This window comes from Verrucomicrobiota bacterium, from assembly GCA_016200005.1.
GTDB lineage: Bacteria > Verrucomicrobiota > Verrucomicrobiia > Limisphaerales > PALSA-1396 > PALSA-1396.
The window spans coordinates 54,877-78,775 of record JACQFP010000068.1 but is presented as its reverse complement, the minus strand read 5'-3'; the positions used below and the strand labels follow the sequence as shown (position 1 = coordinate 78,775).

Here is a 23,899-nt window from a genome sequence, read left to right as displayed (position 1 = left end):
TCCGGCTCGGATTGATTTTTACGATCTTCACCTGGATCGTCTGACCCAACAGCGAATTCAGACTTCCAAAACCTTTGAGGAACGCCAAAGACGCCGGCAGAAAAGCCTCGACGCCGATGTTGACGATCAATCCGCCTTTGACGATGGCTTTGACCTTGCCGACGATGGTGCCACCTTCGTTGCAGATGGTGAGGATTTTGTCCCAGTTCTGTTTGAACTCGGCCTTTTCCTTGGACAGGACGACCATGCCTTCCTTGTCTTCGAGCTTTTCGATCAAGACATCGATCTGGTCGCCGACCTTGACGGTCTTGATGTCTTCAAATTCATTGGCGGGGATGACGCCCTCGCTCTTGTAGCCGATGTCCACGAGGACTTCCTTGGGACGGACTTCGATGATGGTGCCTTTGACGATTTCGCCAGCGGCAAAGCGGGTGTAGCTTTGGCGCATGGCTTCTTCCATGGTGAGCATAATGATTCTGCGATGTAACTGCGGGAGGCTTGGTGATCCCGTGCGAGCGGGATGCCGAAGACTCCATTGCCTAACTGACCAGACGTTGCCGGGCAACGGAGGTTAAGGGTTAGGTTATTGGTTAACTTTTTTTTCTCAGCCTCAAAGAACGATCGCACACGCGGCGTTCAGGCGGGAAGTGAGAGTAGGTCGAACGGCGGGGGATGCAAGAGGTTTTTTCGGTTGTTTTTGCGTCCCGTTTGGGATCGTCTGCCGACGAGAAACAGATCACCCGCAGTCCAGACTCGTGGTCTTGAACTGCGGGTGCAAACGCACTATCGGCGTTGAACGCCGCGCTGTTAATCCTTGGCCAGTTCGATCTTCGTGGCGGTAACTTCCAGTTTATCCCCAACCTTTTTGCACGTGCCTGTGACCGAGATTTTCTTGCTCTCCTTGCAGAGGTTTTCGTGGAACTTCTTGCTCACGTCATTCTGCACCAGATAGTAAGTGGTCTTCTTGCCGTCCTTTTCCACCTGGATGGCATTTTGACACTTATCGGTTTCCTTCAGGGCGCACTTGGCGCACTTGCCTTCACCATTGAGCGTCACCGGCTTGCCGCCTTCCTCTGCGAAGGTCGGAGTGGCTACCGCCGCCAATAATAGCCCGACGACGACAGATTTAAGCAGTATGGACTTTCTCATAATTTGTTTCCTTTCGTTAGTTTATTGACAGTAATGAACCCCCCTCGTTCAAACCCAACTTGGAGAGCGATTCCGTCAATAGGTTTTTTAGACGGCCATGTCAATAGTTTGATTCGACAATTTTCTGAAGCCCATCGGACCAAAACATCGGCGACTTTCACCAGACCTTCCAAGGTTTTCCAGTTGCGACACAAGCGCATCGACCCAACTGCGCTTGTGAAAAAAATCACAAATTCGCCTTGCCGGACTTTCAGTCGCTGTTTACGTTCCTTTGGCATCGCAGATTGCGCTGTGCCTCTATGCAAACCAAAGCTGAGTTCGGCTATGATCGGAACATCGAAGGCGATGTCGTTCACACGCGCCTGGATGCCGCGCTGAATTGGTTCCGCAAGAACTCGCTTTGGCCGATGCCGATGGGCTTGGCCTGTTGCGCCATTGAGTTGATGGCCACGGGGGCAAGCCGGTTTGATATTTCGCGGTTTGGCGCTGAAGTCATGCGCTTTTCCCCGCGCCAATCGGACGTGATGATCGTTGCCGGCACGGTCACTTACAAAATGGCGCTGGCCGTCAAGCGCATCTACGATCAGATGGCCGAGCCGAAATGGGTCATCGCCATGGGCGCGTGCGCGTCCACGGGCGGCATGTATCGCAGCTACGCGGTGTTGCAGGGCGTGGACAACATCATCCCGGTGGACGTTTACGTGGCGGGCTGTCCGCCGCGACCCGAGGCGTTGCTCGACGCGCTGCTCAAACTGCAAAACAAGGTTCAGCGTGAACCGCTCCTGGCGACGCTGAAGAAACCCGGCCCGGCGCTGGCCAAATGAAATTCCAAACTCCAAGCTCCAAGCTCCAGAGAAATTCCAAGCCCCAAGCTCCAACAACTTGGGGAGACGATTGGAATTTGAATGTTGGTGCTTTTCTGGAACTTGGATGTTGGTGCTTGGAACTTCCCTTGCCGTGAGCGCGCTCGATTTTGCAAAACAGATTCAAGCCAAGTTCGGAGATTTGGTTTCCGTGCCGACGGAGTTTCGCGGCGAACTCACGCTGAACGTCGCGGACGCCGAGCGCATCGTCGAGGTGTGCGAGTTCGCGAAGGAGGAACTGGGCTTCAACTATCTCGTGGACGTTTCCAGCGTGGACAATTACGGCGATGACCCGCGCTGGACGATAGTCTATGAACTTTACGGCCTCACCCACGGCCAATATCTGCGGCTCAAGACCCACGTGAGCGAGGAGAAGTCCGAGTTGCCGACCGTCACGGGCGTGTGGCGCACGGCGGATTGGCACGAGCGCGAGATTTACGACATGATGGGCGTCCGCTTTCGCGGGCATCCCGATTTGCGACGCATCATCATGTGGGAAGGCTATCCTTACTTCCCGTTGCGAAAGGATTTTCCGCTGGCTGGCAAGCCGAGCGAAATGCCGGACGTGGCGTTTAGCAAGGCCGCGCCCATCGAAGGCGGGCCGTTTGTCACCGCACCCGGTGGCAAAGACGCCATCGAACGTGAGCCTCGTGTCCGAAAGCCGGAGAATATGGTTTGATCTGCAATGCGAACCACGCGAACAACAATTCTTCTTTTTACGCTGACCGTTGGAACAGTTTGCGCGGACGACAAGATTTCTGCGCCTGATTTTTCTCGTTACCAGCAAACGATGCATTTCCAAGAAATCATTCAAGTTCAAACCAATGCGGCGTGGCAACTAGGACAAAGGACAAACATCTTGGCGATCACAGTCTTTGATCACGGAAGCGATAGAGTCGTGACGGAGTATTTCATTTCCCAAAATGGAAAAGGAATTTCCTGGCGCAATGTTCCAGCTTGGGCACATCAGCCGGGCAAGAAAATAAAACAGTCATTATCTGATTCAGAAATGAAGAAATTGCAGTCAGCCATCGAGGAACTTCCCGCTAAAAATGACGCACCTCCGCTGGAACGACTCTTAATTGTCAGCTTCCAATCTGGGACAAATTGGATAACACGCGCCTACGACAGACAAGCATTGCCAAGACCAATGCTCGATATCTGCGAGGTCGCCGACTTAGGGATCGAAACGAAGAATCAAAAATGAACTGATTTTAATGCGCGAAGTTCAAGAAATTGAAATCCGCGATTCCGCTGCGCAGGTCGCCGCGGCGGCGAAAGCTTTGCCGCGCCCGAGCGACGAGGATTTGCAGGACATGCAGGGCGAAAAGATGGTCCTCAACATGGGCCCGTCGCACCCGTCCACGCACGGCGTGTTGCGCATCGTGCTCGAATTGGATGGCGAGATCATCACCAAGGCCGTGCCCGACATCGGCTACCTGCATCGCGGCGACGAAAAAATCGCCGAGAACATGACTTGGACGCAGTTCATCCCGTACACGGATCGGCTGGATTATCTCGCGCCGCTGGCCAACAACGTCGCCTACGCTCTCGCGGTGGAAAAACTCCTCGGCATCCACGACAAACTCCCGCCGCGCTGCCAATACCTCCGCGTGATTTGCTGTGAACTGGCGCGCATTTCATCGCACCTGCTCGGCGTCGGCTGCTTCGCGATGGACGTGGGCGCGATGACGGTTTTTCTTCTGACGTTCACGGAGCGTGAAAAGATTTACAACCTCTGCGAATCGCTCACCGGCGCGCGGTTCACGACGAATTACACACGCATCGGCGGCGTTTCGCGCGACACGCCGCCCGGTTGGTGCGACGCGGTGCGCAAGTTCCTCAACGAAGTCGTTGTCAACATCGCCGAGGTCGAGACGCTGCTCACGCGCAACAAAATCTGGGTGGACCGCACGCGCGACGTGGGCGTGATCTCGAAGGAAGACGCGATTGATTACGGCCTCACCGGTCCGAACCTGCGCGGCTGCGGCGTGGATTTCGATCTGCGCAAGGCCCAGCCGTATCTGTGCTATCGCGACCTGCAATTCGACGTGCCCGTCGGCTCGGTCGGCGATTGCTACGACCGCTACCTCGTGCGCATGGAGGAAATGCGCCAGAGCGTGCGCCTCATCCATCAGTGCCTCGACAAAATCCCCGGCGGCTTCGACAACAAATCGAAAGAGCCGGTCAACGTGGCCGATGGCAAAATCGTTTTGCCGCCCAAGAACAAGGTGATGTCGAGCATGGAGGAATTGATTCATCAATTCATGCTCGTGACGCAGGGCATGAACTGTCCGCCCGGCGAAATTTATTTCGGCCACGAGAATCCGAAGGGCGAACTGGGCTTCTACATCAACAGCCGCGGCGGCGGCACGCCGTATCGCTTGAAGATTCGCAGCCCGAGCTTCGTGAACTTGAGCATCCTGTCGCACCTGCTTCCGGGCCACATGATGAGCGACACGGTGGCGATCCTCGGCTCGTTCGATTTTGTGATGGGGGAGTGTGACCGATGAAACCTGTTGCCGAAATGACAGCCGAAGAAAAGGCTCGCGCAAAGAAGTGTGTTGATGCTTGGCGGCGGGCTGGCCCAGAGCTTGAGCGCATGCGTCGCGAGGAAATCCGTCACGCGGACACGGCGCGTTCGATCCCGGCTTTCGACGGTTTGTTCGAGGGCGCGATCAGAGAGTTTCCGGCGAAGCCGACGTCGGGTTTAGTTGAGCAGCAACGCTGTTTTCACCGGGCAAAACGATGACGCGCCTGGTCAGATTGGCCGCCGAGTTGCAGTCGTTTCTCGATTCAAAATCGTGGAAAAACTGTTTGATTGGCGGGCTGGTGCTCCAACGTTGGGGCGAGCCGCGCTTGACAAAGGACGTGGACATGACAGTGCTGACCGGTTTCGGTGGCGAAGAAAAAGTCGTGGATTTGTTGCTGGCAAAGTATGCGGGCCGGCGGGCGGACGCGCGCGAGTTCGCGTTGCAGAACCGGGTGCTGCTGATTCAGTCGGCGGACAGGATCGGCATGGATGTCGCGCTGGGCGCGCTGCCTTTCGAAGAACGCGTGATGGAGCGGGCGAGCGATTTTGATTTTTTGCCGGACTGCCGGTTGCACACGTGTTCGGCGGAAGATTTTGTGGTGATGAAGGCGTTTGCAAATCGCGAACGCGACTGGCTTGATGCCGAAACAGTTCTGATTCGGCAAGGCGAGCGTTTGAATTGGAAACAGATTATGGCTGAGTTGAAACCGTTGAGTGAATTGAAAGAATCGCCGGATATTCCGGACCGACTGGAGAAACTCCGTCGGAAGGTCGCGAGTCAGGACTGAATTTGAAATGACTTTAACAGAGCCAATTCCAAATACGTTGCAGCGCCAATCCGGCTTCGCCGTCCCCGCTGCGCTCGAAGCCGAGATTGACGAGTTGATCACGCACTACCCGCAGAAACGCAGCGCGTCGCTCATGGTGTTGCACGCCATCCAGGAACACTTCGGCTGGATTTCGCAGGAAGCCGTCGAATGGACGGCCAGGAAGCTCGGCCTGCAACCGATCAACGTTTACGAACTCGTCACGTTTTACCCGATGTTCCGGCAGCAACCGGTCGGGAAATATCAGATCAAAGTCTGCCGCACGTTGAGCTGCGCGCTCGGCGGCTCGTATGCGTTGCACAAACACTTCTGCGACAAGCTCGGCCTCGACGCCCATGCCCACGGCCCGCAAACGACGAAGGACGGCAAGTTCACGGTCGAATTCGTAGAATGCCTCGCCGGCTGCGGGAGCGCGCCGGTGATGATGTGCGACGAGGATTTTTACGAAGGCGTCACGCACGCGAAGGCGGATGAACTCGTGGCCCAGTGCAAATGATTTGGTCAAATGCCAGCGAAATCTAAACATGAAAACAAGTATAAAGGATTGGCGAAAAGTCCATCGCAAACTCAAAAGTATGCGCGGATTGAGCGAGGGGGAAAAATCCAACTCGCGCGCAGCCTGGCCGCCACGCCGGACGAGCGATGGCAAATCCACGAAACCTTTCTCCGCTCGCACGGCTTGTTCAGTCATTGGGAGAGGAAGGTATACGGTTTCAAATGGTAGGCATGTCCGCAGCCATTTTGCAGGGTGTTCCCGCGACGACAACGGATACCGACATCTGGGTGGACCTGCCAGAGCGACAATACGTCCGCCGGTTGAATGTGGTCGTCAAACAGGGCGGTACACCGATGGCACGAACGATGTATGAGCTTTCGGACGGCTCGCTGGTTAATTTCATTTTCAGCATGACAGGCTTGATGAAATTTTCCGAGGAATATGCTCAGGCACGCGAGCTTCTTTGGAACGGGCTGAAGATTCGTGTGCTGCCGCTCGAACGTATCTATAAGAGCAAGCATGATTCGGCGCGAGAAAAGGACATCGCGCAGCTTCCGTTGCTCAGACGTGTCATGCGCGGCCACCAACTGGCTGGTACGGCACTCAATGTCGGAAAGAGCCAGCGGAGAAAGCGCGGATGAACGGATGCTTTATGCAACTCGTAAATCGTAAATCGGAAATCGTAAGCGGGATTTGGCTGCCCGACATGGATTTGAACCATGACAAACAGATCCAGAGTCTGCTGTGCTACCGTTACACCATCGGGCAAGCCGGCGCGTCGGACAGGCTAAACGCTTTCCCCGGCCAGTCAAGCCGCGCCTTGGGTTCACGCATCACGCGTCACGCATCAATTTAACATGCCGCAGGAATACAGACTAATTCTGAAATACGCCGATCAACCGGGTTACACGCCCGACATTGAATGTTATTTGAAACACGGCGGCTATGAGGTGCTCAAGAACGCCCTCGCGATGCAGCCACTCGATTTGCCGGACGGCAAAAAGAAATCGCCGCAGGAACAGCTCCGCGACGAAGTCATGAAGTCCGGCCTGCGCGGTCGCGGCGGAGCGGGCTTTTCGTGCGGCCTCAAGTGGAGCTTCGTGGATCGCCGCAGCGGCAAGCCGATTTACCTAATCTGCAACGCCGACGAATCCGAGCCGGGCACGTTCAAAGACCGCCAGATCATTCACAAAGACCCGCACCAGCTCATCGAGGGCATGATCCTCTCGTGCTTCGCGAACGACGTGAAGCTCGCCTACATCTACATCCGCGGCGAAATGCCGCAGGGCGCGAAGTTGCTCAACAAGGCGCTGGCCGAAGCGCGCGCGAAAAATGTTCTCGGCAAAAACATTCTCGGCAGCGGCTACGATCTGGAGATTCACGTTCATCGCGGTGCGGGCGCTTACATTTGCGGCGAAGAAACCGGCCTTATCGAATCGCTTGAAGGCAAGCGGGCGTATCCGCGCATCAAGCCGCCGTATTTTCCCGTGGTGCTCGGCCTCTACATGTGCCCGACCATCGTCAACAACGTCGAGACGCTCTGCGCCGTGAAGCACATCGTCGCGATGGGCGGCGCGGAATACGCCAAGCTCGGCACGCCGAACAACACCGGCACGCGCATCGTCAGTCTCAGCGGCCATGTCAAGCGGCCAGGCTATTACGAAGTCGAGACCGGCAAGGTCACGATGCGTGATTTGATTTTCGATCCCGCCTTCGGCGCTGGCTTGCGCGACGGCCGCAAGCTGAAGGCCGTTATCCCGGGCGGTTCATCGGCAAAAGTTTTCAAGGCCGGCGAGAAGTTCAAACTCAAGCGCAAGAGTCCGGACGGCCAGCCCGTTGAGCAGGAAGTGGACATGCTCGATCTGCCCTACGATTTCGACACCATCATCCAAGCCGGCTCGATGAGCGGTTCGGCCGCCATCATCGTGATGGATGACTCGACCGACATCGTCGAGGCGCTGGCGAACATCAGCGAGTTTTACGCGCACGAAAGCTGCGGCCAATGCACGCCCTGCCGTGAAGGCTCGCTCTGGATGAGCAAGGCGTTGCATCGCCTCACGCACGGCGAAGGCCGCAAGAGCGACGCGGATTATCTCGTAAAGATAGCCGACAACATTCCGGGCGGCCGCACGATTTGCGCCTTCGGCGAAGCGTGTTCGTGGCCGGTGCAAAGTTTCGTGGCGAAGTTCAAGGATGATTTTGTCGCCAAAGGCACAGCAGATGAAGAGCGGAGGGCGAAAGAAAAAAGTGGACCGCACACCGCGAAGCCGCAGCAGCATCACGAATTAGCCGAGGCACACTGAAATGAACGCGCTCATTTTCAACGCAAAGACACAGCAAAGACGCCAAGTCGCAAAGAGATTTGTGCTTTGCGTCTCCGCGCCTTTGCGCCTTTGCGTTAATCAAAAATGTCAGTAGCTCCCACAACCGAAGCCAAGCCCGTACCGCCCGCGATCGAAAAGATCAAGGTCAAGGTGGACGGACGCGAAGTGGAAGTGCCGCGCCTCACGCCGGACTGGTCGGGCAAACTCGCGCCCACGACCATGATTCAGGCGTGCGAAGCCGTGCGCGCCGACGTGCCGCATTACTGCTATCACCCGAAGCTGCCCATCGCCGGGAATTGCCGCATGTGCCTCGTCGAGTTCGGCACGCCGGCGCTCGGGCCGGACCGCAAGCCCATCCTTAATCCCGACGGCTCGACGAAGATCGCGAAGTCGCCGCGCCCGGCCATCGCCTGCGCCACGCCGATTTCGCCGGGCATGGAAATTTACACGAGCACCCCCAGCGTGAAACAAATGCGCGAAGGCGTGCTGGAGTTTCTGCTCATCAATCACCCGCTCGATTGCCCGATCTGCGACCAAGCCGGCGAGTGCAAGCTCCAGGAATACTCCGTGGACTACGGCCAGAGCGCGAGCCGCTTCGTCGAGCCGAAGGTTCACAAGCCCAAGACCGTTGACCTCGGCCCGCGCATCGTGCTCGACGACGAGCGCTGCATTCTCTGCACGCGCTGCATCCGCTTCACGAAAGACATCGTCGGCGACGACGCGCTCGGCATCGTCAATCGCGGCAGCTACAACACGCTCACCGCGTATCCGGGCAAGCCGTTCGACAACAACTACACGCTCAACACGGTGGACATCTGTCCCGTCGGCGCGCTCACCTCGAAGGATTTTCGTTTCCAGATGCGCGTGTGGTTTCTCAAGGAAACCAAAAGCATCTGCACGAGTTGCGCGACGGGCTGCAACATCCTCATCGGCTCGCGCGAGCAAAAAATATATCGCTACACGCCGCGCCACAACGACGCCGTCAATGGCCCGTGGATGTGCGACGCCGGCCGGCTTAACTACAAGTGGATTCGCAGCGATAACCGCATCACCAAATGCGAGAAGCTGCTTCCCGGTGGAGACCACGCTGATATTTCCTGGTCAACCGCGTTGACGGAAATCGCGGAGATTTTGAAGCGCGCTGAAGCCGGTTCGGTCGCCATCGTCGCATCGTCGCGGCAGACGAACGAGGAGCTTTGGCTGTTGAGCAAGCTCAAGGCAAAGCTTGGCGCGATCAGCGATTGCGTTGAGCGCGCGGGCGAAGCCGACAAACTGTTGGTCAGCGCCGACAGGAATCCGAACACGAATGGCGCGCGGCTGACGGGTGTTTGTTACTCGGAGGTTGGAATCAACATTCCGAAGATCGTCGAGGGAATCAAGGCCGGGAAGATCAAGACGCTGCTCGTGTTTGGCGAGAACGTGAAGCAACGCGGCATCGGCGCGGGCTTCCTGGCAAAACTCCAAAGTTTGATCGTCTGCGACATTCTTCACAACGAGACAACCGAAATGGCGCATTACGTTTTGCCCGGCTGCGCGCATGCTGAGAAGCGCGGTTCGTTCACCAACACGAAAGGCCGCGTGCAGAAATTCATGCAGGCGATCCAGCCGCCCGGCGACGCGCGTCCTGAATGGGAGTTTCTGCACGAACTGGTTTTCAACGTCACCGGCAAAAACGGTTTTCTAACCATCGAAGGATTGTTCAACGAAATGGCAAAAGACGTGCCTGCGTTCAACGGTTTGACGTGGTCGAGTCTTGGCGACACGGGTGTGACCGTCCCAATTTAATCGCGAAGCATGGACTGGAATTTACTCTTACTAAGCATGCTGAAGATCGTCGGCGTTTTCGCCGTGTTGATGTTCATCGTTGCTTACGCGGTGTGGGTGGAGCGCAAAGTGTCGGCGGCCATTCAAGACCGGGTCGGTCCCAATCGCGTTGGCCCGTTTGGTTTGTTGCAACCGGTGGCCGACGGGATCAAGTCCTTCCTCAAGGAAGATTTTACGCCGGCGCACGTGCGCAAGGCGTATTATTGGTTGGCGCCGGCCATCGTGATGATCCCCAGCCTGCTCGTCGTGGCAGTCATTCCGTTCGGCTCAAATATCGGCGCTCAGAAGATGGTCATCGCCGATCTGAACGTCGGCATCCTCTACACTTTTGGCATCGTGTCGCTCGGCGTTTATGGCATCGTGCTGGCAGGTTACGCGGCGAACTCCAAGTATCCGTTCCTCGGCGGCATTCGTTCGAGCGCGCAGATGATTTCGTACGAAATCGCGATGGGAATGTCGGTCATTCCGCTGTTCATGATGGTCGGTGATTTGAATTTGAACCAGGTGATTGCGCATCAAACCGGGACGCTGACGTGGCTGCCGGACTCGTTGAAGGCGTGGCTGGCGTTCATTCCCAATTGGCTGGTCTTTAAGCAGCCGCTGGCGTTCGCGATTTTTCTCGTCGCGGCGTTCGCCGAAACAAACCGGTTGCCCTTCGACCTGCCGGAATCGGAACAGGAATTGGTCGGCGGCTACAACACCGAATACAGTTCGATGAAATTCGCGCTGTTCTTCATGGGCGAATACGCGAACGTGGTCGCGTCGTCGGCGATGATGGTGACGCTCTTTTTCGGCGGCTGGACGTTGCCGTTCTACGGACTCGATCAACCGGCGACAACCTGGCTGGGTGGCGTGGCGCACATCGGCATTTTTCTGGGCAAGGTGGTGGCACTGCTGGTGATGTTCATCTGGGTGCGCTGGATGTGGCCGCGCTTCCGGTATGATCAGTTGATGGACTTGGGCTGGCGGCGGTTCATCCCGCTGGCACTGGCCAATATTCTGGTGACGGCGGTGTGGATGTGGTGGAGGCAACAATGATCGTCAAACGCAAATCATTAAATTTCTGGGAACGCCTTTACCTGCCGGCGGTCATCGGCGGATTCAAAGTCTCGCTGCGCCATTTCTTCAAAAAGAAAGTGACGATGCAATATCCCGAGGAGAAATGGGTCGTGCCGGAAGGCTATCGCGGCGCGCCGTATCTGGTGAAGGATCAGGAAGGCAATACCAAGTGCGTGAGTTGTCAGCTCTGCGAATTCGTCTGCCCGCCCAAGGCGATCAAAATCATTCCGCCCGGCCCGGCGGGACAGCTCGCCGACCGTCCGAACGCGGAGAAGATGCCAAAGGAATTTGAGATCAACATGCTCCGCTGCATCTTCTGCGGCTATTGCCAGGAAGTCTGCCCGGAGGAAGCGATTTTCCTGATGAAAGATTATTCGCTCACCGGCACGAGCCGCGCAGAGATGATTTACGACAAGGACAAACTCCTGGCGCTGGGTGGCGTCCACGCGGGCGTTCAGAAGTGGAAGCACAAGGCTGAAGCAGCGAAGGCGCAGGAAGATTTTCCGGTGAAAGTGTGATGAAGCTCCAAACTCCAACATCCACCATCCATAGAAGCACCAAACCTCAAGCACCAATCGGGGCGCGTGGCGGCTTTGATGTTTGGAACTTGGAGGTTCTCTGGAGCTTGGAGCTTGGAGCTTGGAATTTTTAGAATGGCATTCCCCGACATCTTATTTTACGTGTTCGCGTTACTGACGCTGCTTTGCGGCTTTCTGGTCATCGCCAATCCGTTCAGCCGCAACCCGGTCACCAGCGCGATGTTTCTGGTGCTGACCATCGTTTCGATGGCCGGACTGTTCGTCTTGTTACACGCCTTCTTTCTCGCGGCGGTCCAGGTGCTCGTCTATGCCGGCGCGGTGATGGTGCTGTTTCTGTTCGTCATCATGCTGCTCGATTTGAAGGAGGAGCAACGACGCAAGATCAGATTGTTCAGCATCGTCGCCGGCCTCATCTCGGTCGGCGCCATCGTTTTCACCTTTGCCAAAGCTCTCAGACAATCGAAACTCAGCACGAATCTGCCGCCGCCAACTTTGGAGGGTGCCACCGCACCACTCGGTAAAATGCTGTTCACCCAGTATCTGTTGCCGTTTGAAATTCTGTCCGTGCTGCTGCTGGTGGCGATGGTGGGTGTGATTCTGTTGAGCAAGAAAGACCTTAAGTGAGAAACGAAGATAGAAGATCGAAGATAGAAGATAGCGTTGCCCGAACGACGTGTTTTCCATCCTCCATCCTCCACCCTCTATCCTCGCTGGAATAAGAATGAACGTAGGCTTGGAACATTATTTAGTGGTGAGCGCGCTGTTGTTCTCGCTTGGCCTGCTGGGCGTCATCGTGCGCCGCAATCTGCTGGTGATTTACATGTCGCTCGAACTGATGCTCAATGCGGCGAACCTTGCGCTCGTCGCCTTTTCACGATTCAACAACAACCTCAACGGGCAGATCATGGTTTTCTTCATCATCACCGTGGCGGCGGCTGAGGTGTCGGTCGGCCTGGCGCTCATCGTGGCGCTCTATCGCCGACGCCAAACCGCCCACGTCGAAGACCTGACAACGATGAAACTTTGATGAAACACGAAACCCAAAGTAGTGCGGGGAGCGCAGCCGCCTCGGCTGCCGTTCGACGCGCCCTCGCGTCGAACACTGCGGCGGGCGAACTAGTGACAGGGTCCAATTTTACGGGTTTGTGTGCCAACGACGAGGGCGTCATTGGCTGCGCCCGCGGCGGGCGCGCTCCCCATTTCCAAATCTGATGACCCTCGAATGTTTACCTTGGTTGATCTTGTTTCTGCCGCTGCTCTCGGCGGGGTGCATCACGCTGTTCACGCAAAAGAACCGCGAACTCAGCGCCAAACTTTCCATCGGCGCCATCGTCGCGGGATTTGTCCTCACGATTCTTTTCATCGCGGCGAATGGTTGGGCGCCGACACGCAAGGAATCGCTCGTGCCGTGGCTGGAAGTCGGTGATCTGCTCGTTGACTTCGGGCTGCGCCTCGACCCGCTCAGCCTGATGATGCTGTTGATCGTCGCCGGCGTCGGCGGCGCGATTCACATTTATTCCTGGGGCTACATGCACGAGGACCGAGGCATTTCGCGTTACTTTGCGTTTTTGAGCCTGTTCACGTTTTCAATGCTCGGCATCGTGCTGGCAAACAATTTTCTGATGCTGTTCATCTTTTGGGAACTGGTAGGCGTCTCCAGCTATTTGCTGATCGGATTTTGGTTCGAGCGACCGGCGGCGGCCGACGCGAGCAAGAAAGCCTTTTTCACCAATCGCCTGGGCGATTTCGGCTTTCTGCTCGGCATCCTGATGGTCTGGGCGGCGGCAGGCGGATTGAACTTCTCGCTCATCGAAGACCAGTTGAAGAAGAACCCGGCGCTGTTCGGTTCGATGGCGACGGTGGTCGGCCTGCTGATTTTCTGCGGCGCGATGGGCAAGTCCGCGCAATTCCCGCTACACGTGTGGTTGCCGGATGCGATGGAAGGCCCGACGCCCGTCAGCGCGCTCATCCACGCCGCGACGATGGTGGCCGCCGGCGTTTACATGCTTTGCCGGGTTTTCTTCGTACTCAACATCACCGGTTCATTCGCTTTGGATTTTGTCGCCTGGATTGGTGGCTTCACTGCGCTGCTCGCTGCCGTTATCGCCGTCCAACAAAACGACATTAAACGCATCCTGGCTTACTCGACCCTGTCGCAACTCGGCTACATGGTCATGGCCGTCGGCCTCGGTGGCCCGACACCTGCGATGTTCCATCTCACCACGCACGCGTTCTTCAAGGCGCTGCTGTTCCTCGGTGCGGGCTCGGTCATCATTGCGCTGCATCACGAGCAGGACATTTGGAAGATGGGTGGCCTGCGCAAGAAAATGCCCGTGACGTTCTGGACATTTCTCGTCGGCACGCTTGCGCTCTGTGGCGTGCCACCGTTCAGCGGCTTTTACTCCAAGGACGCCATTCTCGCGCAGGCGCTGGAGCAGAAGAACTATCTGCTCTTTGCGCTCGCCGTCCTCGTTGCGGCGCTGACCACGTTCTACATGTTCCGGTTGTTGTTTGTGGCCTTCCTCGGTTCGTCGAAAACGGAGGAAGCTGATCACGCACACGAATCGCCGGGTGTTATGATCTGGCCACTGCGCGTGCTCGTCACATTCAGCGTCATCGGCGGAGTGATTGGGATTGAAGCCTTGTATGGAAACGTCTTCGGGTTGGAAGGCAACGAACACCCTCACGGCTTGTTGGCGCAACTCATTTATCCGCTCCGACACGCGCCCTTGCCGGCGTTGTGCGGACTGGCGGCGTTTGGCATTGGTTTATTTGCCGCATTGAAATATTACGCCAAAGCACAGCAAGATCCTTTGCCCGCGAAACTCGGCGCGCTATCCCGTGCGATGGCGAACCGGTTTTACTTCGACGAGTTTTACGAAGCCACGGTCATCCGCATTCACGATTTCATCGCCGCCGCATCGGACTGGATTGACCGCTGGATCGTGGAAGGCTTTTGCATTGGCCTCGTGCGCGGCGGAACGGATTTGACGGGCCGCGCGTTGCGCCTGGTCCAGACCGGCAATCTCCAGACCTATGCCTTTCTGTTCGTGCTCGGCGTGGCCGTGGTGCTGTGGTTTGTGCTGGGGAAATGAACTATCTACATTACGATTTGAATCTCGGAGCAAACGATGTTGTCGTGGTAACTCTCGACAAACAAGCCAACGTGCAATTGCTGGATGAATCGAACTTTTCACGATACAAGAGAGGAGAGTCATTCAGCTACCACGGCGGTTTAGTTAAGCAATCACCGTTTCGTTTGAAAGCGCCCCACGCGGGGCGTTGGCATTTGACCGTTGATTTGGGTGGGTATAGCGGGACAGTCCGCGCTGGCGTTGAGGTAGAAAGGCACTGACGCATGGCAGAAAATGAAAACCAGGAAAATATCGGACCGCGCATCGTTCGTGCGACGCTCGATGAATTGCGGATTTATGAAATCTCTGAAGCCGAGCTAGAAACAATTGAGCGAGGCGGGCCAGAATCTCTTTACCTCAACCTCGCCATTTTCTTCATTTCGACGGCTGTGAGTTTCACGATTACGCTCACAACCACAGACATAAAGTCTCCGCGGCTTTTCGAAGTTTTCGTTGTGGTGACAGTCGTTTTCTACGTCGCATCGGCAATACTTGGCGCACTGTGGATCCGGGGCTGCAGGTCGAAGAAAAAGATAACGAAGATTATTCGAGAGCGAATGCCCGCAAAAGGGCAGCAGATCGAGCCTGATGCCGATAAGACTACCAAGCCATAGAATGTCCATAGTCTCTTTCATCTTCATTTTGCCGTTGCTCGCCGCGATCGCGCTGGCGTTTGTGCCGCGCAACTTTGCCGTCATCATGCGCGCCGTGGCGGCTCGAAAACTCACGGTTGACAAACTTCAGCCGAGGCGGTTATTTATTTGCAGTGCTCCGGCACTAGATTTATCTACTCCCCGCGGACACGCCGAAAGGCCTCTTGCGGGGTTATTTTTTGTCCCGCTTGCGTGTCGCGCCAGCTACGTGACGAAGCTGATTCCGAAAAAGCAACTGGAACAAAAGCTTCACGAAGCCGTGCGTCTGGCGCCGGCGCACTTGGAAAGGGGAGAACTCTGAACCAAACAACAACTCAACCTTGGACTCGCGTTGCGATTTTGTTGGGCAGCTTGTTTGCCGTCGGTTTAATCTCTCGGCTTACAACGGGTGAAATTCTTCCGTCCGATCCGAAAAGCTCCCTCATTTTTCAAAATGCCCTGCTTTTGATCGTCCTCGGTTCGGCCCTTTTGGAACATCATTTCACCAAGCCAGCGGATTCTGCTGTCAACGGCCTAATGGCTATGCTGACCCTTGTGCCAGTTTATGGACTGCCAAGCAAACTGATCTGGTGGCTTGTGTTCCTTTACTGCGGGATTGTTTGCGTCTTTGCCATGACATGCGTTGCCGTAAGTTCCGGCCCAACACTCACGGGCTGGCGAAAACGGATTGCTGATTTGACCAAGCAGCCTTCTGTGATTTTCGGCAAATCCCGTGTGCTCTACTCGGTGGTTTTCATATACGCGGTGATCTCATTTTATGGAGTGCAATCAAAACAGACGGCGATCTTGGTTCTTTTCTGGGGTGCTTTTATTGCACTCTGGCCACTAGGTGTTCCGGAATTGCTATCTGCTTTCAGTGCGCAGCGCAGCGGCTTCACGGTAATTGGGCGAGTCGTCAGAACGGACGCGCCGAATATCATCCATGCGACGATTGAGTCCGACTCCAAATGGGATCGCACGGCCGTAAAAGTTCTGCAACAAGGTGACGGAAAACAGCGTTACGTTCTTCCCCTGTTCTGCCAGTCAAAAGACAACCAGATTCTTGGGACTGGTCTTTGTTTGGCCGATGTTGATAGCCCGTTAAAGGGTCTTGAACCGAGTTGCCTTTACGAACCAGTTTCATTGGACAAAACCGCCGAGCAGCTTCTTGGTGGAGGTAAAGACTCGCGTCTCGTGGGATTTGTAGATCAAGAGTCAACGATTGCCCAACTGCGCTTCCATACTTGGAATCCCACCGATTGCAAAGAAGGCATGCTGACTTGGGCGGAAGTCGGAAGCGAGCGCGTTTTCTACCAAATTACCGAAGGTCTTACCGAGGAGGAGAATTTGGAAACCGACCGCCACGGCTATCAGATTGCCACGGCCTCACAACTCGGAACGCTGAATCCCGAAAAGGGCTTTGAAAAATTCGGCTGGCTTCCCGCCATGAACACGCCCGTCTTCGCAGTGCCTAAAGGATTTGGAGCGGACATGGTTCGCATTGACGAAACCGACTTCAAATACGGGAACGTGCCAGAGACTTCGATCAGTGTCACCGGTGCGTTTGCTGACATGCTTGAGTATCACACTGCGATTCTTGGCGTCACTGGCTCTGGCAAGACTGAGCTTGCCTTTGATCTCTTGAGACACGCGTTGACTCACGAAACCAAGGTAATTTGCATTGACCTGACGGCGCGATATGCCGGTCGCTTAAATGATCTGAACCCACATGACCTCTCTATTACGCCCGCGTTGTCCGCTGATCTGGGGCGAAAGCTGGGGGAAGTTGAAACGACACCCTTTCCTGCTTTAGCAGATAAGAAGAAAATCCTTAACGAGTTTTCAGAACAGTTGCGCAAAGATGTATCGAAGAAGATGTCGGATTTTCTGACGTCCCCTGAAAACGATAAGAAGTTGGGGATTATCACTCTAAACGAAATCTCGAACACCAAAGTCACGTTACTCGTTACCGAGTTTTACCTAACTTCCTTACTCAGCTTCGCGCGTGATAACCCCAACACGTGTCCGCGTGTGTTGCTTGTTGTCGAAGAGGCACACACAGTTATCCCGGAAACCACAACGATGGGACTTGGTGACAACGATTCAAAAGGACTCGTGGCAAAAATCGCGCAGATTGCACTACAAGGTCGCAAGTATCAGGTCGGTCTGCTTGTGATCGCTCAACGCACTGCCAACGTCAGCAAGACAGTTCTAACGCAGTGCAACACGATTGTGTCTTTCTCCTGTTTTGATGATACGAGCCTAGGCTTCTTCAAAAACTTTTACGGCCAGACACACACCGCCGCGATTCCGAATCTCCAATTTCTTCAGGCTGTTGCGTTCGGGAAAGGTGTTAAGTGCCAGCGTCCGATTATTTTCCAAGTTCCCTTTGACGAGAAGAAAGCTGCTCTCGGCAAGCGTAAAGAAACCAAAAAGGTAAACGTGGTGGTGACATGACAACTTTGACCTTAATCTTTGCTCTACCGTTGCTCGCCGCAATCGCGCTGGCGTTTGTGCCGCGCAACTTTGCCGTCATCATGCGCGCCGTGGCGGTGGGCGTGACGTTCGTCACGATGCTGCTGGCGGTGCTTATATTCTGGCAGTTCAACAACGCAACGACGGATGCAAACGGTTACAAGTTTATCAGCACCATCCCCGGACTGGGCGCGGAATCGCTCGGCATCGCGTGCAAGCTGGGCGTGGACGGACTGAACGTTGGTCTGATTCTGATGGGCGCGATTGTGGCGTTTGCGGCGGCGTGCTGCTCGTGGGAGATCAGGGAGCGCGAGAAGGAATTTTACATCCTGCTGCTCGTGATGACCGGCGGCATTCTCGGTGCGTTCGCGTCGCTCGACCTGTTTTTCTTCTACTTCTTTCACGAACTGGCGCTTGTGCCGACGTTCATCATGATCGGCGTGTGGGGCCGTGGGGAAAATAAGAACTACGCCACGTTCCAGATCACGCTTTATCTCAGCATCGGCGCGCTGATCGCGCTGGTCGGTCTGATTGCTCTCTACTTGCAATCCGGCGCGAACACCTTCGACATGGTAAAGCTGACGGAGCACATCCGGCAAAATCCACTTTCCGTCAACGCGCAGAATTTTATTTTTCCGCTGCTGCTGTTCGGATTTGGAATTCTGGTGTCGCTCTGGCCGTTTCACACCTGGGCGCCGTTGGGTTACAGTTCGGCGCCCACGCCGACGGCGATGTTGCACGCCGGCGTGCTGAAGAAATTTGGATTGTATGGTTTGATTCGGCTCGCGTTGCCACTGATGCCGGAAGGAGCGCATGGGTGGCTGCACGTCGTTGCGTGGCTCTGTCTGGGCAACATTCTCTACGTCGGATGGGTGGCCATGCGGCAAAGGAATCTGAATCTGCTGATCGGCAACTCCAGCGTCGCGCACATGGGCTTTGTGTTTCTCGGCATCGCCAGCCTCAATCTGATCGGGATCACGGGCGCGGTGGTGGTGATGATTGCGCACGGTTTTCTCGCGGCGCTGACGTTCGGTTTGAGCGGGTATCTCTATCAGCAAACCAAGACGCTGGAGATCGGGGAGCTTGGCGGGTTGCTGCGCAAACTGCCGTTCATCGGTTCGGCACTGGTGATGGCGATGCTGGCGGGGTGCGGACTGCCGGGGTTTGCAAATTTTGTCGGCGAGGTGACGGTGTTCTTCGGCGCATGGAAGGCGTTTCCACTTATAACGAGCCTGGCGGTTTGGGGTGCGCTCATCATCGGCGCAGTTTACATGCTGCGGGCGGTGCGGAATATTTTGCACGGTCCGCTGCCGGAAAAATGGGCGGTGGTTGCGGATGCGAGCAATCCGTGGCGTAAGTTGCCGTTCGCCCTGCTGCTGGCGAGTTTGTTGCTGTTCGGTTTCTTCCCGCGATTGTTGACGGAGAAAATCATGCCGAGCGCGGAGATCATTGTGAGCATGGCAACGGGCAAATCGAGCGAGAAGGCGATGGTGGGTTCCCCACTGACTGGTTCACTGACTCGCCCTCACCTCGGCCCTCTCCCCCAGGAGAGGGAGAATCGTTTGCCGTCTCTTGGCATGTCGGGTGTCGCTGAAAAGCTCAACGACTCGAAAGCCAAAGAAAATGGACGATTGCTGTCTCCTCTCCTTGAGGGAGATGGTCAGGGTGAGGGCGAGTGTGATGTTAAAGCCCAAAAAGATCAGAGCCTCCTTACGTCGGCCGCTACGAAATGAGCATGAACTATTCGCTGATCATTTTGGAAATCGCGGTGGTGGCGCTCGGTTTGGGACTGTTGCTGGCGGACTTGTGGACGCCGACAGAGTTGAAGCGCAAACTCGGTTATGTGGCGGCAGCCGGCGTGGGCTTGATTCTGGCCGGCAGTTTCGCGCTCCACGTTTCGGAAACGCAGTACGCATTCGGAGAAATGTATGTGCTGGATGGGCTGGCATTGTTCTTCAAACGGTTTTTTCTGCTGGCCGCGTTGATCGTGTTGTTGATGTCGAACGAATTCGCCGACCGTATCGAGAGCGGCATCTCTGAATATTACGCGCTCATCTTGTTTGCGCTGGCGGGGATGATGTTCGCCGCGTCCGCCAACGATTTCAGCCTGTTGTTCGTTTCCATCGAACTCATCACGGTCACCTTTTACGTCCTCACCAGTTTTCAGCGCGGGCGGTTGGTGTCGCTCGAAGCGGGCGTGAAATACCTCATCCTGGGGGCGCTGTCGTCGGCATTCTTGGTTTACGGCATCGCGCTGGTGTGGGGGACGACAGGCAAGTTGAATTTCGATGAACTGTCGCCGGTGGTACTGCAGTTCGCGAGCAACAAGGTTTTCCTGTTTGGCATTTTACTGGTGCTGGTCGGATTGGGTTTCAAGATTGCGGCGTTTCCGTTTCAAATGTGGGCGCCGGATGTTTATCAAGGCGCGCCTGCTCCGACGACAGCCTTTCTCGCCGTCGGTTCAAAAGCCGCTGGGTTTGTCTTGTTGTTGCGGGTGCTGTTCAGTGCGGTGCCGGAGATCACGGTGCAATGGACGACGTTATTGCTGGTGATTTCGGCGGTAACGATCCTCTACGGAAACCTCTGCGCCATTCCACAACGCAATCTGAAACGGCTGCTTGGCTATTCGAGCATCGCAAACGCCGGTTACCTGCTGATGGGCGTGGCGGCCCTGAGTGCCGCCGGCCAATCGGCGATTCTGTATTACTTGAGCGGGTATCTCTTCACGGTGCTGGCCGCGTTCACGGTGATCTGCCTGGTGATGCGGAAAGTGGACGGTGAAGACATCGGAGCGCTGGCGGGGTTGCACCAGCGCTCTCCGTTGCTGGCGGCGACGATGACGCTGGCGATGGTTTCGCTGGCGGGCATTCCGCCGCTGGCCGGGTTCTTTGGAAAATTCCTGTTGTTCAAAGCCGTCGTGGAACAAGGTGCGGCTCACGCGTCGTATTACTGGCTGGTGGCGGTCGCCATTGTCGGCGTGGTGATTTCGCTCTATTACTATTTCGGCGTCATTCGCGCAATCTACTGGTCGAAGGACCCGGCAGATTTGTCGCCGATTGAAATGTCCAGGCCCATCCGGGTTTCGCTGTATGGTTGCATCGCGGGAATGCTTTATCTGGGAATGTTTCCCAATGCGATGGTCAATCTGGCGACCGAAGCGGTGAAGGCTTTGAAACTTTAAATCCCGGATGTGGCAGTTCTTTATTTGCAGGCGAGCGCTGATTGTGCGTGTCACGATGGATTGATGAAGGCGGCTTGACCTCGTTTACCAGCCGATGGAAATCAATCCTGTAGCCTCGTGATTGACGTAGCGGGCAAATCCTCCGGCCCCAGGCGCGGCACCTTCCGCCAGCGTTCCCCACGGCAGGCCGCTTTGTCCCCACGCAAAATATTTCCCCCCGCCCGGTGACGGCGGCATTGGTTGGGGAACGAGGAGATTGATGACGGGCAGAGCAAGGATTTTCCGTCCGAGACTCAGATCGGACCAATCGCGCGGCCGGCGGATCGTCTGGAGTAATGGGCCGCTGACCTCGAAATCGCCTTTGCCAATCGAGACGGTCGGGTAATTCCTCCTTACGCGGAGCAGTTCTCGCAAGAGCGCGGGATTCGGTTTCCATTCCGTCGTGGCTTTGACCGGCGCATAAGGATCGAAAGCCGTTTCGCGTTCATCTGCCAGCGCGGGCAGCAACGACGCGAGAAGAATGGTGGGAAGTAGTGTTTTTCCATTCATGGCTCGTCGAAATGTGTATCATGCGGCTCGCCAATCCCTATGCGTTATCAATTTAATTCGACCCAACGAAATCATGCTTCGTTCAATCTGGCAATTCGCACCGTGGGGTTGTTCCAATTTGTCCTTACCTTTTCCGGGCGGTTTTCTTAAGTTCCCAACCAGCATGATGAAGCGACCCGCAACCAAACGAACAAAAGCCACCGTCAAAGGTCAACCAAGCACGCTTGCCATCAGCGGCGGCAAGCCTGTCTGCCCGGTCAAGTGGCAGGTCTGGCCAGCCTTTGACAACGCCGAACGCAAACAATTGTTGGGCGTCCTGGAATCCCGCAAGTGGTGGTACGGTGAGAAAGTCCGCCAGTTCGAGGCGGAGTTCGCCGCGTTTCAGATGGCGCGCTTCGGCGTTTCTTGCACGAATGGCACCGCGGCCATCGAAATGGCGTTGCGTGGATTGGGTGTTCTGCCGGGTGACGAAGTCATCGTGCCGCCGTACACGTTCATCGCCACGGCCAGCGCCGTTGTTACTGTTGGTGCAATTCCGGTTTTTGCGGACATCCAACCCGACACACTTTGCATGGACCCCGACGACGTGGAGCGCCAGTTGACACCGCGAACGAAGGCGATCATTCCCGTGCATGTCGGCGGTTACGTGGCGGACATGGATCGCTTGAACGCGATTGCGCGCAAACACAAACTGCGCGTGCTCGAAGACGCGGCGCATTCGTGGGGCACGCAATGGAAAGGGCAGGGGACGGGGACGCTCGGCGAAGGTGGGACGTTCAGCTTTCAGGTTACGAAAAACATCACGGCGGGCGAAGGTGGCATCTTTGTCACGAACGACGAGGCGTTGGCGGATCTTTGTCGCAGTTACTCGCACTGCGGCCGGCGCAAGGGGTCGGCATGGTATGACCACGACTACCTCGGCAGCAACCTGCGCATGACGGAATTTCAAGCGGCCGTTTTGCTGGCGCAACTTAGCCGGCTCGAAAAGCAAACACTCAAACGCCAGGCCAACGCGCAAATCCTCGACCGTGAGTTGCGCGAGGTGCCGGGGATTCGTTTGCTCGCGCCGGAGCCTCGCATGACCCGCCGCAGTTATCACATGTATATCTTCCGGGTGGACGAGAAGATGTTGAGTGTTTCACGCGACAAGTTTCTCGATGCCTTGATTGCCGAGGGTGTACCCGCATCCAAAGGTTGGTATCAGCCACTTTACGCCAATGGCGTCTTCCGCAACGCAAATCAAGGACCGGCCAACGGCATCAGTGCGCCGCTCTTCGGCAAAGGAGTCGATTATACCAAAGTGCAATGCCCCGTTTGTGAGCAGGTTTGCCGGGACGCGGTCTGGATTCCGCAGAATGTCTTGCTGGCGAATGAAGATAGAATTCGTTTGGTAGCGCAAGCGATCCAGAAGGTTGTTGCCAACGCCGATCAACTTCGCTGAGCGATGCTGTAGCCGCCGAGGTAACAAGGCGGAACTATTGACGGTGTTTCTAAAAATTCCGCCTTCTCACGTCGGCGGCTACGAAGCGGACGAACCATCGCCGGTTAAGGAAACTGTTTGCCGAGGTAAAGCGAGTCGCTGGTTCGCAGCAGCTCGTGGAAGCCGAGCTTCTTGTAAAACTTTTCTGCGCGCGCGTTGGATGGCGCCATTCCGAGATGAACGCCGGGAGTTTTTTGCGCTGCAAGTTCCTCCAGTAGCACGCGCATCATGTCATTCCCCAATCCGCGACCTTGCACGCGCGGCATCAGGTCGATGTGCAGATGCGACGGGTATTGATCGTACGGCTCGGGGCAAAACACATCTGGATGGTAATACTGATGGTAAAGCTTCTGCGTGGGAGTCCACGTGGCCGGATCGCCGGTTGGTTCCGGATGGCGCTGGCGGATTCCGGGTAGCCATTTGTCCACGAACGCCTGATAAAACTTTTTCGAGTCCAACACGCCCATCACATAGCCGCAAACCCCTTCCTTGTCTTCCAGCACGAACGCAAGTTCCGGCTCGAGATGGATGTATGGCCCGACATAGATATGACCGAGGGCTTTGGGATCGTCGTAGAGGTGCGTGCCATCTTTGCCGCTGTCACCGGTTTTCAGGCAAACTTCATAAACCGCGTCTTCATCCCGCGGTAGATAGCGTCGAATCTGGAATCCTTCAGGTAACATGGCTGAAAGTATTATGCTCGTTAGGGATGATACTCGGCAAGATTCTAATCCTAAAGTTCTGTGCGCCCCCCTCACCCTGCCCTCTCCCCCTCCGAGGGGGAGAGGGTGGCCGGAGGCCGGGTGAGGGCACATTTGAAGCGCCAGAAAATCA

Annotated in this window: 26 protein-coding genes and 1 tRNA gene; 22 read left to right on the top strand and 5 right to left on the bottom strand. The window is 56.0% G+C overall.

From position 1 onward, the window contains the following. Positions 1-469 (bottom strand): S1 RNA-binding domain-containing protein (locus HY298_23320; GenBank protein MBI3853191.1); only part of this gene is annotated, 469 nt, incomplete at its 3' end. Between the two features lie 338 nt (positions 470-807). Further along, positions 808-1,149, bottom strand: a complete 342-nt coding sequence (locus tag HY298_23315) for a hypothetical protein (protein ID MBI3853190.1) — start codon at positions 1,147-1,149, stop codon at positions 808-810. Between the two features lie 299 nt (positions 1,150-1,448). Between HY298_23315 and nuoB the strand changes: the two genes are divergently transcribed. From nuoB to HY298_23275, 8 genes are all read left to right on the top strand, one after another. Beyond that, complete coding sequence (gene nuoB, locus HY298_23310) at positions 1,449-1,973, top strand: NADH-quinone oxidoreductase subunit NuoB (GenBank protein ID MBI3853189.1); 525 nt, start codon at positions 1,449-1,451, stop codon at positions 1,971-1,973. A 106-nt stretch (positions 1,974-2,079) separates the two neighbouring features. Then, positions 2,080-2,691, top strand: coding sequence for an NADH-quinone oxidoreductase subunit C (locus HY298_23305; GenBank protein MBI3853188.1), 612 nt, complete (start codon positions 2,080-2,082; stop codon positions 2,689-2,691). A 6-nt stretch (positions 2,692-2,697) separates the two neighbouring features. After that, positions 2,698-3,219 (top strand): hypothetical protein, encoded by a 522-nt coding sequence (locus tag HY298_23300; protein ID MBI3853187.1) that lies wholly within the window; start codon positions 2,698-2,700, stop codon positions 3,217-3,219. Between the two features lie 10 nt (positions 3,220-3,229). After that, the gene (locus HY298_23295) at positions 3,230-4,525 is read left to right on the top strand and encodes an NADH-quinone oxidoreductase subunit D (GenBank protein MBI3853186.1); all 1,296 of its coding nucleotides are present in this window, start codon (positions 3,230-3,232) and stop codon (positions 4,523-4,525) included. Positions 4,526-4,760: 235 nt separating this feature from the next. Continuing rightward, positions 4,761-5,333, top strand: coding sequence for a nucleotidyl transferase AbiEii/AbiGii toxin family protein (locus HY298_23290; protein MBI3853185.1), 573 nt, complete (start codon positions 4,761-4,763; stop codon positions 5,331-5,333). 7 nt (positions 5,334-5,340) lie between these two features. Next, the gene (locus HY298_23285) at positions 5,341-5,868 is read left to right on the top strand and encodes an NAD(P)H-dependent oxidoreductase subunit E (GenBank protein ID MBI3853184.1); all 528 of its coding nucleotides are present in this window, start codon (positions 5,341-5,343) and stop codon (positions 5,866-5,868) included. Between the two features lie 9 nt (positions 5,869-5,877). Further along, on the top strand, positions 5,878-6,096 hold the full coding sequence (locus HY298_23280) for a hypothetical protein (protein ID MBI3853183.1): 219 nt from the start codon (positions 5,878-5,880) through the stop codon (positions 6,094-6,096). A 2-nt stretch (positions 6,097-6,098) separates the two neighbouring features. After that, positions 6,099-6,509, top strand: a complete 411-nt coding sequence (locus tag HY298_23275; GenBank protein ID MBI3853182.1) for a hypothetical protein — start codon at positions 6,099-6,101, stop codon at positions 6,507-6,509. Positions 6,510-6,562: 53 nt separating this feature from the next. Here the strand turns inward: HY298_23275 and HY298_23270 are convergent. Continuing rightward, a tRNA-Gln gene (locus HY298_23270) sits at positions 6,563-6,636 on the bottom strand. Positions 6,637-6,725: 89 nt separating this feature from the next. On the opposite strand from HY298_23270, the gene nuoF reads away from it, so the two are divergent. The 13 genes from nuoF (at position 6,726) to HY298_23205 (ending at position 21,036) form a co-directional block, all read left to right on the top strand. Further along, a complete protein-coding gene (gene nuoF / locus HY298_23265) occupies positions 6,726-8,171 on the top strand; it encodes an NADH-quinone oxidoreductase subunit NuoF (protein MBI3853181.1) in 1,446 nt (481 codons plus the stop codon). Positions 8,172-8,276: 105 nt separating this feature from the next. Beyond that, entirely contained in the window at positions 8,277-9,977 is a 1,701-nt protein-coding gene (locus HY298_23260) for a molybdopterin-dependent oxidoreductase (GenBank protein MBI3853180.1), read from the top strand. Positions 9,978-9,986: 9 nt separating this feature from the next. Further along, entirely contained in the window at positions 9,987-11,054 is a 1,068-nt protein-coding gene (gene nuoH, locus HY298_23255; protein ID MBI3853179.1) for an NADH-quinone oxidoreductase subunit NuoH, read from the top strand. Continuing rightward, complete coding sequence (locus HY298_23250; GenBank protein MBI3853178.1) at positions 11,051-11,593, top strand: NADH-quinone oxidoreductase subunit I; 543 nt, start codon at positions 11,051-11,053, stop codon at positions 11,591-11,593. Before nuoH ends, HY298_23250 begins: the two co-directional genes overlap by 4 nt. A 135-nt stretch (positions 11,594-11,728) precedes the next feature. Continuing rightward, the gene (locus HY298_23245; protein MBI3853177.1) at positions 11,729-12,238 is read left to right on the top strand and encodes an NADH-quinone oxidoreductase subunit J; all 510 of its coding nucleotides are present in this window, start codon (positions 11,729-11,731) and stop codon (positions 12,236-12,238) included. A 97-nt stretch (positions 12,239-12,335) separates the two neighbouring features. Further along, the gene (nuoK, locus tag HY298_23240; GenBank protein MBI3853176.1) at positions 12,336-12,641 is read left to right on the top strand and encodes an NADH-quinone oxidoreductase subunit NuoK; all 306 of its coding nucleotides are present in this window, start codon (positions 12,336-12,338) and stop codon (positions 12,639-12,641) included. Positions 12,642-12,825: 184 nt separating this feature from the next. Continuing rightward, positions 12,826-14,709: an NADH-quinone oxidoreductase subunit L gene (gene nuoL / locus HY298_23235; protein ID MBI3853175.1), complete on the top strand. Its 1,884-nt coding sequence runs from the start codon at positions 12,826-12,828 to the stop codon at positions 14,707-14,709. After that, on the top strand, positions 14,706-14,969 hold the full coding sequence (locus tag HY298_23230) for a DUF1883 domain-containing protein (protein ID MBI3853174.1): 264 nt from the start codon (positions 14,706-14,708) through the stop codon (positions 14,967-14,969). Before nuoL ends, HY298_23230 begins: the two co-directional genes overlap by 4 nt. 3 nt (positions 14,970-14,972) lie before the next feature. Next, a complete protein-coding gene (locus HY298_23225; GenBank protein MBI3853173.1) occupies positions 14,973-15,362 on the top strand; it encodes a hypothetical protein in 390 nt (129 codons plus the stop codon). A 1-nt stretch (position 15,363) separates the two neighbouring features. Then, positions 15,364-15,702 (top strand): hypothetical protein, encoded by a 339-nt coding sequence (locus tag HY298_23220; protein ID MBI3853172.1) that lies wholly within the window; start codon positions 15,364-15,366, stop codon positions 15,700-15,702. A 38-nt stretch (positions 15,703-15,740) separates the two neighbouring features. Continuing rightward, entirely contained in the window at positions 15,741-17,837 is a 2,097-nt protein-coding gene (locus tag HY298_23215) for an ATP-binding protein (protein MBI3853171.1), read from the top strand. Continuing rightward, positions 17,834-19,588, top strand: coding sequence for an NADH-quinone oxidoreductase subunit M (locus tag HY298_23210; GenBank protein ID MBI3853170.1), 1,755 nt, complete (start codon positions 17,834-17,836; stop codon positions 19,586-19,588). Before HY298_23215 ends, HY298_23210 begins: the two co-directional genes overlap by 4 nt. A 2-nt stretch (positions 19,589-19,590) precedes the next feature. Beyond that, complete coding sequence (locus HY298_23205; protein MBI3853169.1) at positions 19,591-21,036, top strand: NADH-quinone oxidoreductase subunit N; 1,446 nt, start codon at positions 19,591-19,593, stop codon at positions 21,034-21,036. Between the two features lie 84 nt (positions 21,037-21,120). Here the strand turns inward: HY298_23205 and HY298_23200 are convergent, their stop codons facing one another. Continuing rightward, complete coding sequence (locus HY298_23200; protein MBI3853168.1) at positions 21,121-21,585, bottom strand: hypothetical protein; 465 nt, start codon at positions 21,583-21,585, stop codon at positions 21,121-21,123. Positions 21,586-21,748: 163 nt separating this feature from the next. Between HY298_23200 and HY298_23195 the strand changes: the two genes are divergently transcribed. Then, positions 21,749-23,026, top strand: a complete 1,278-nt coding sequence (locus HY298_23195) for a DegT/DnrJ/EryC1/StrS family aminotransferase (GenBank protein MBI3853167.1) — start codon at positions 21,749-21,751, stop codon at positions 23,024-23,026. A gap of 104 nt (positions 23,027-23,130) precedes the next feature. Here the strand turns inward: HY298_23195 and HY298_23190 are convergent, their stop codons facing one another. Further along, entirely contained in the window at positions 23,131-23,748 is a 618-nt protein-coding gene (locus HY298_23190; protein MBI3853166.1) for a GNAT family N-acetyltransferase, read from the bottom strand. Positions 23,749-23,899 lie beyond the last annotated feature (151 nt).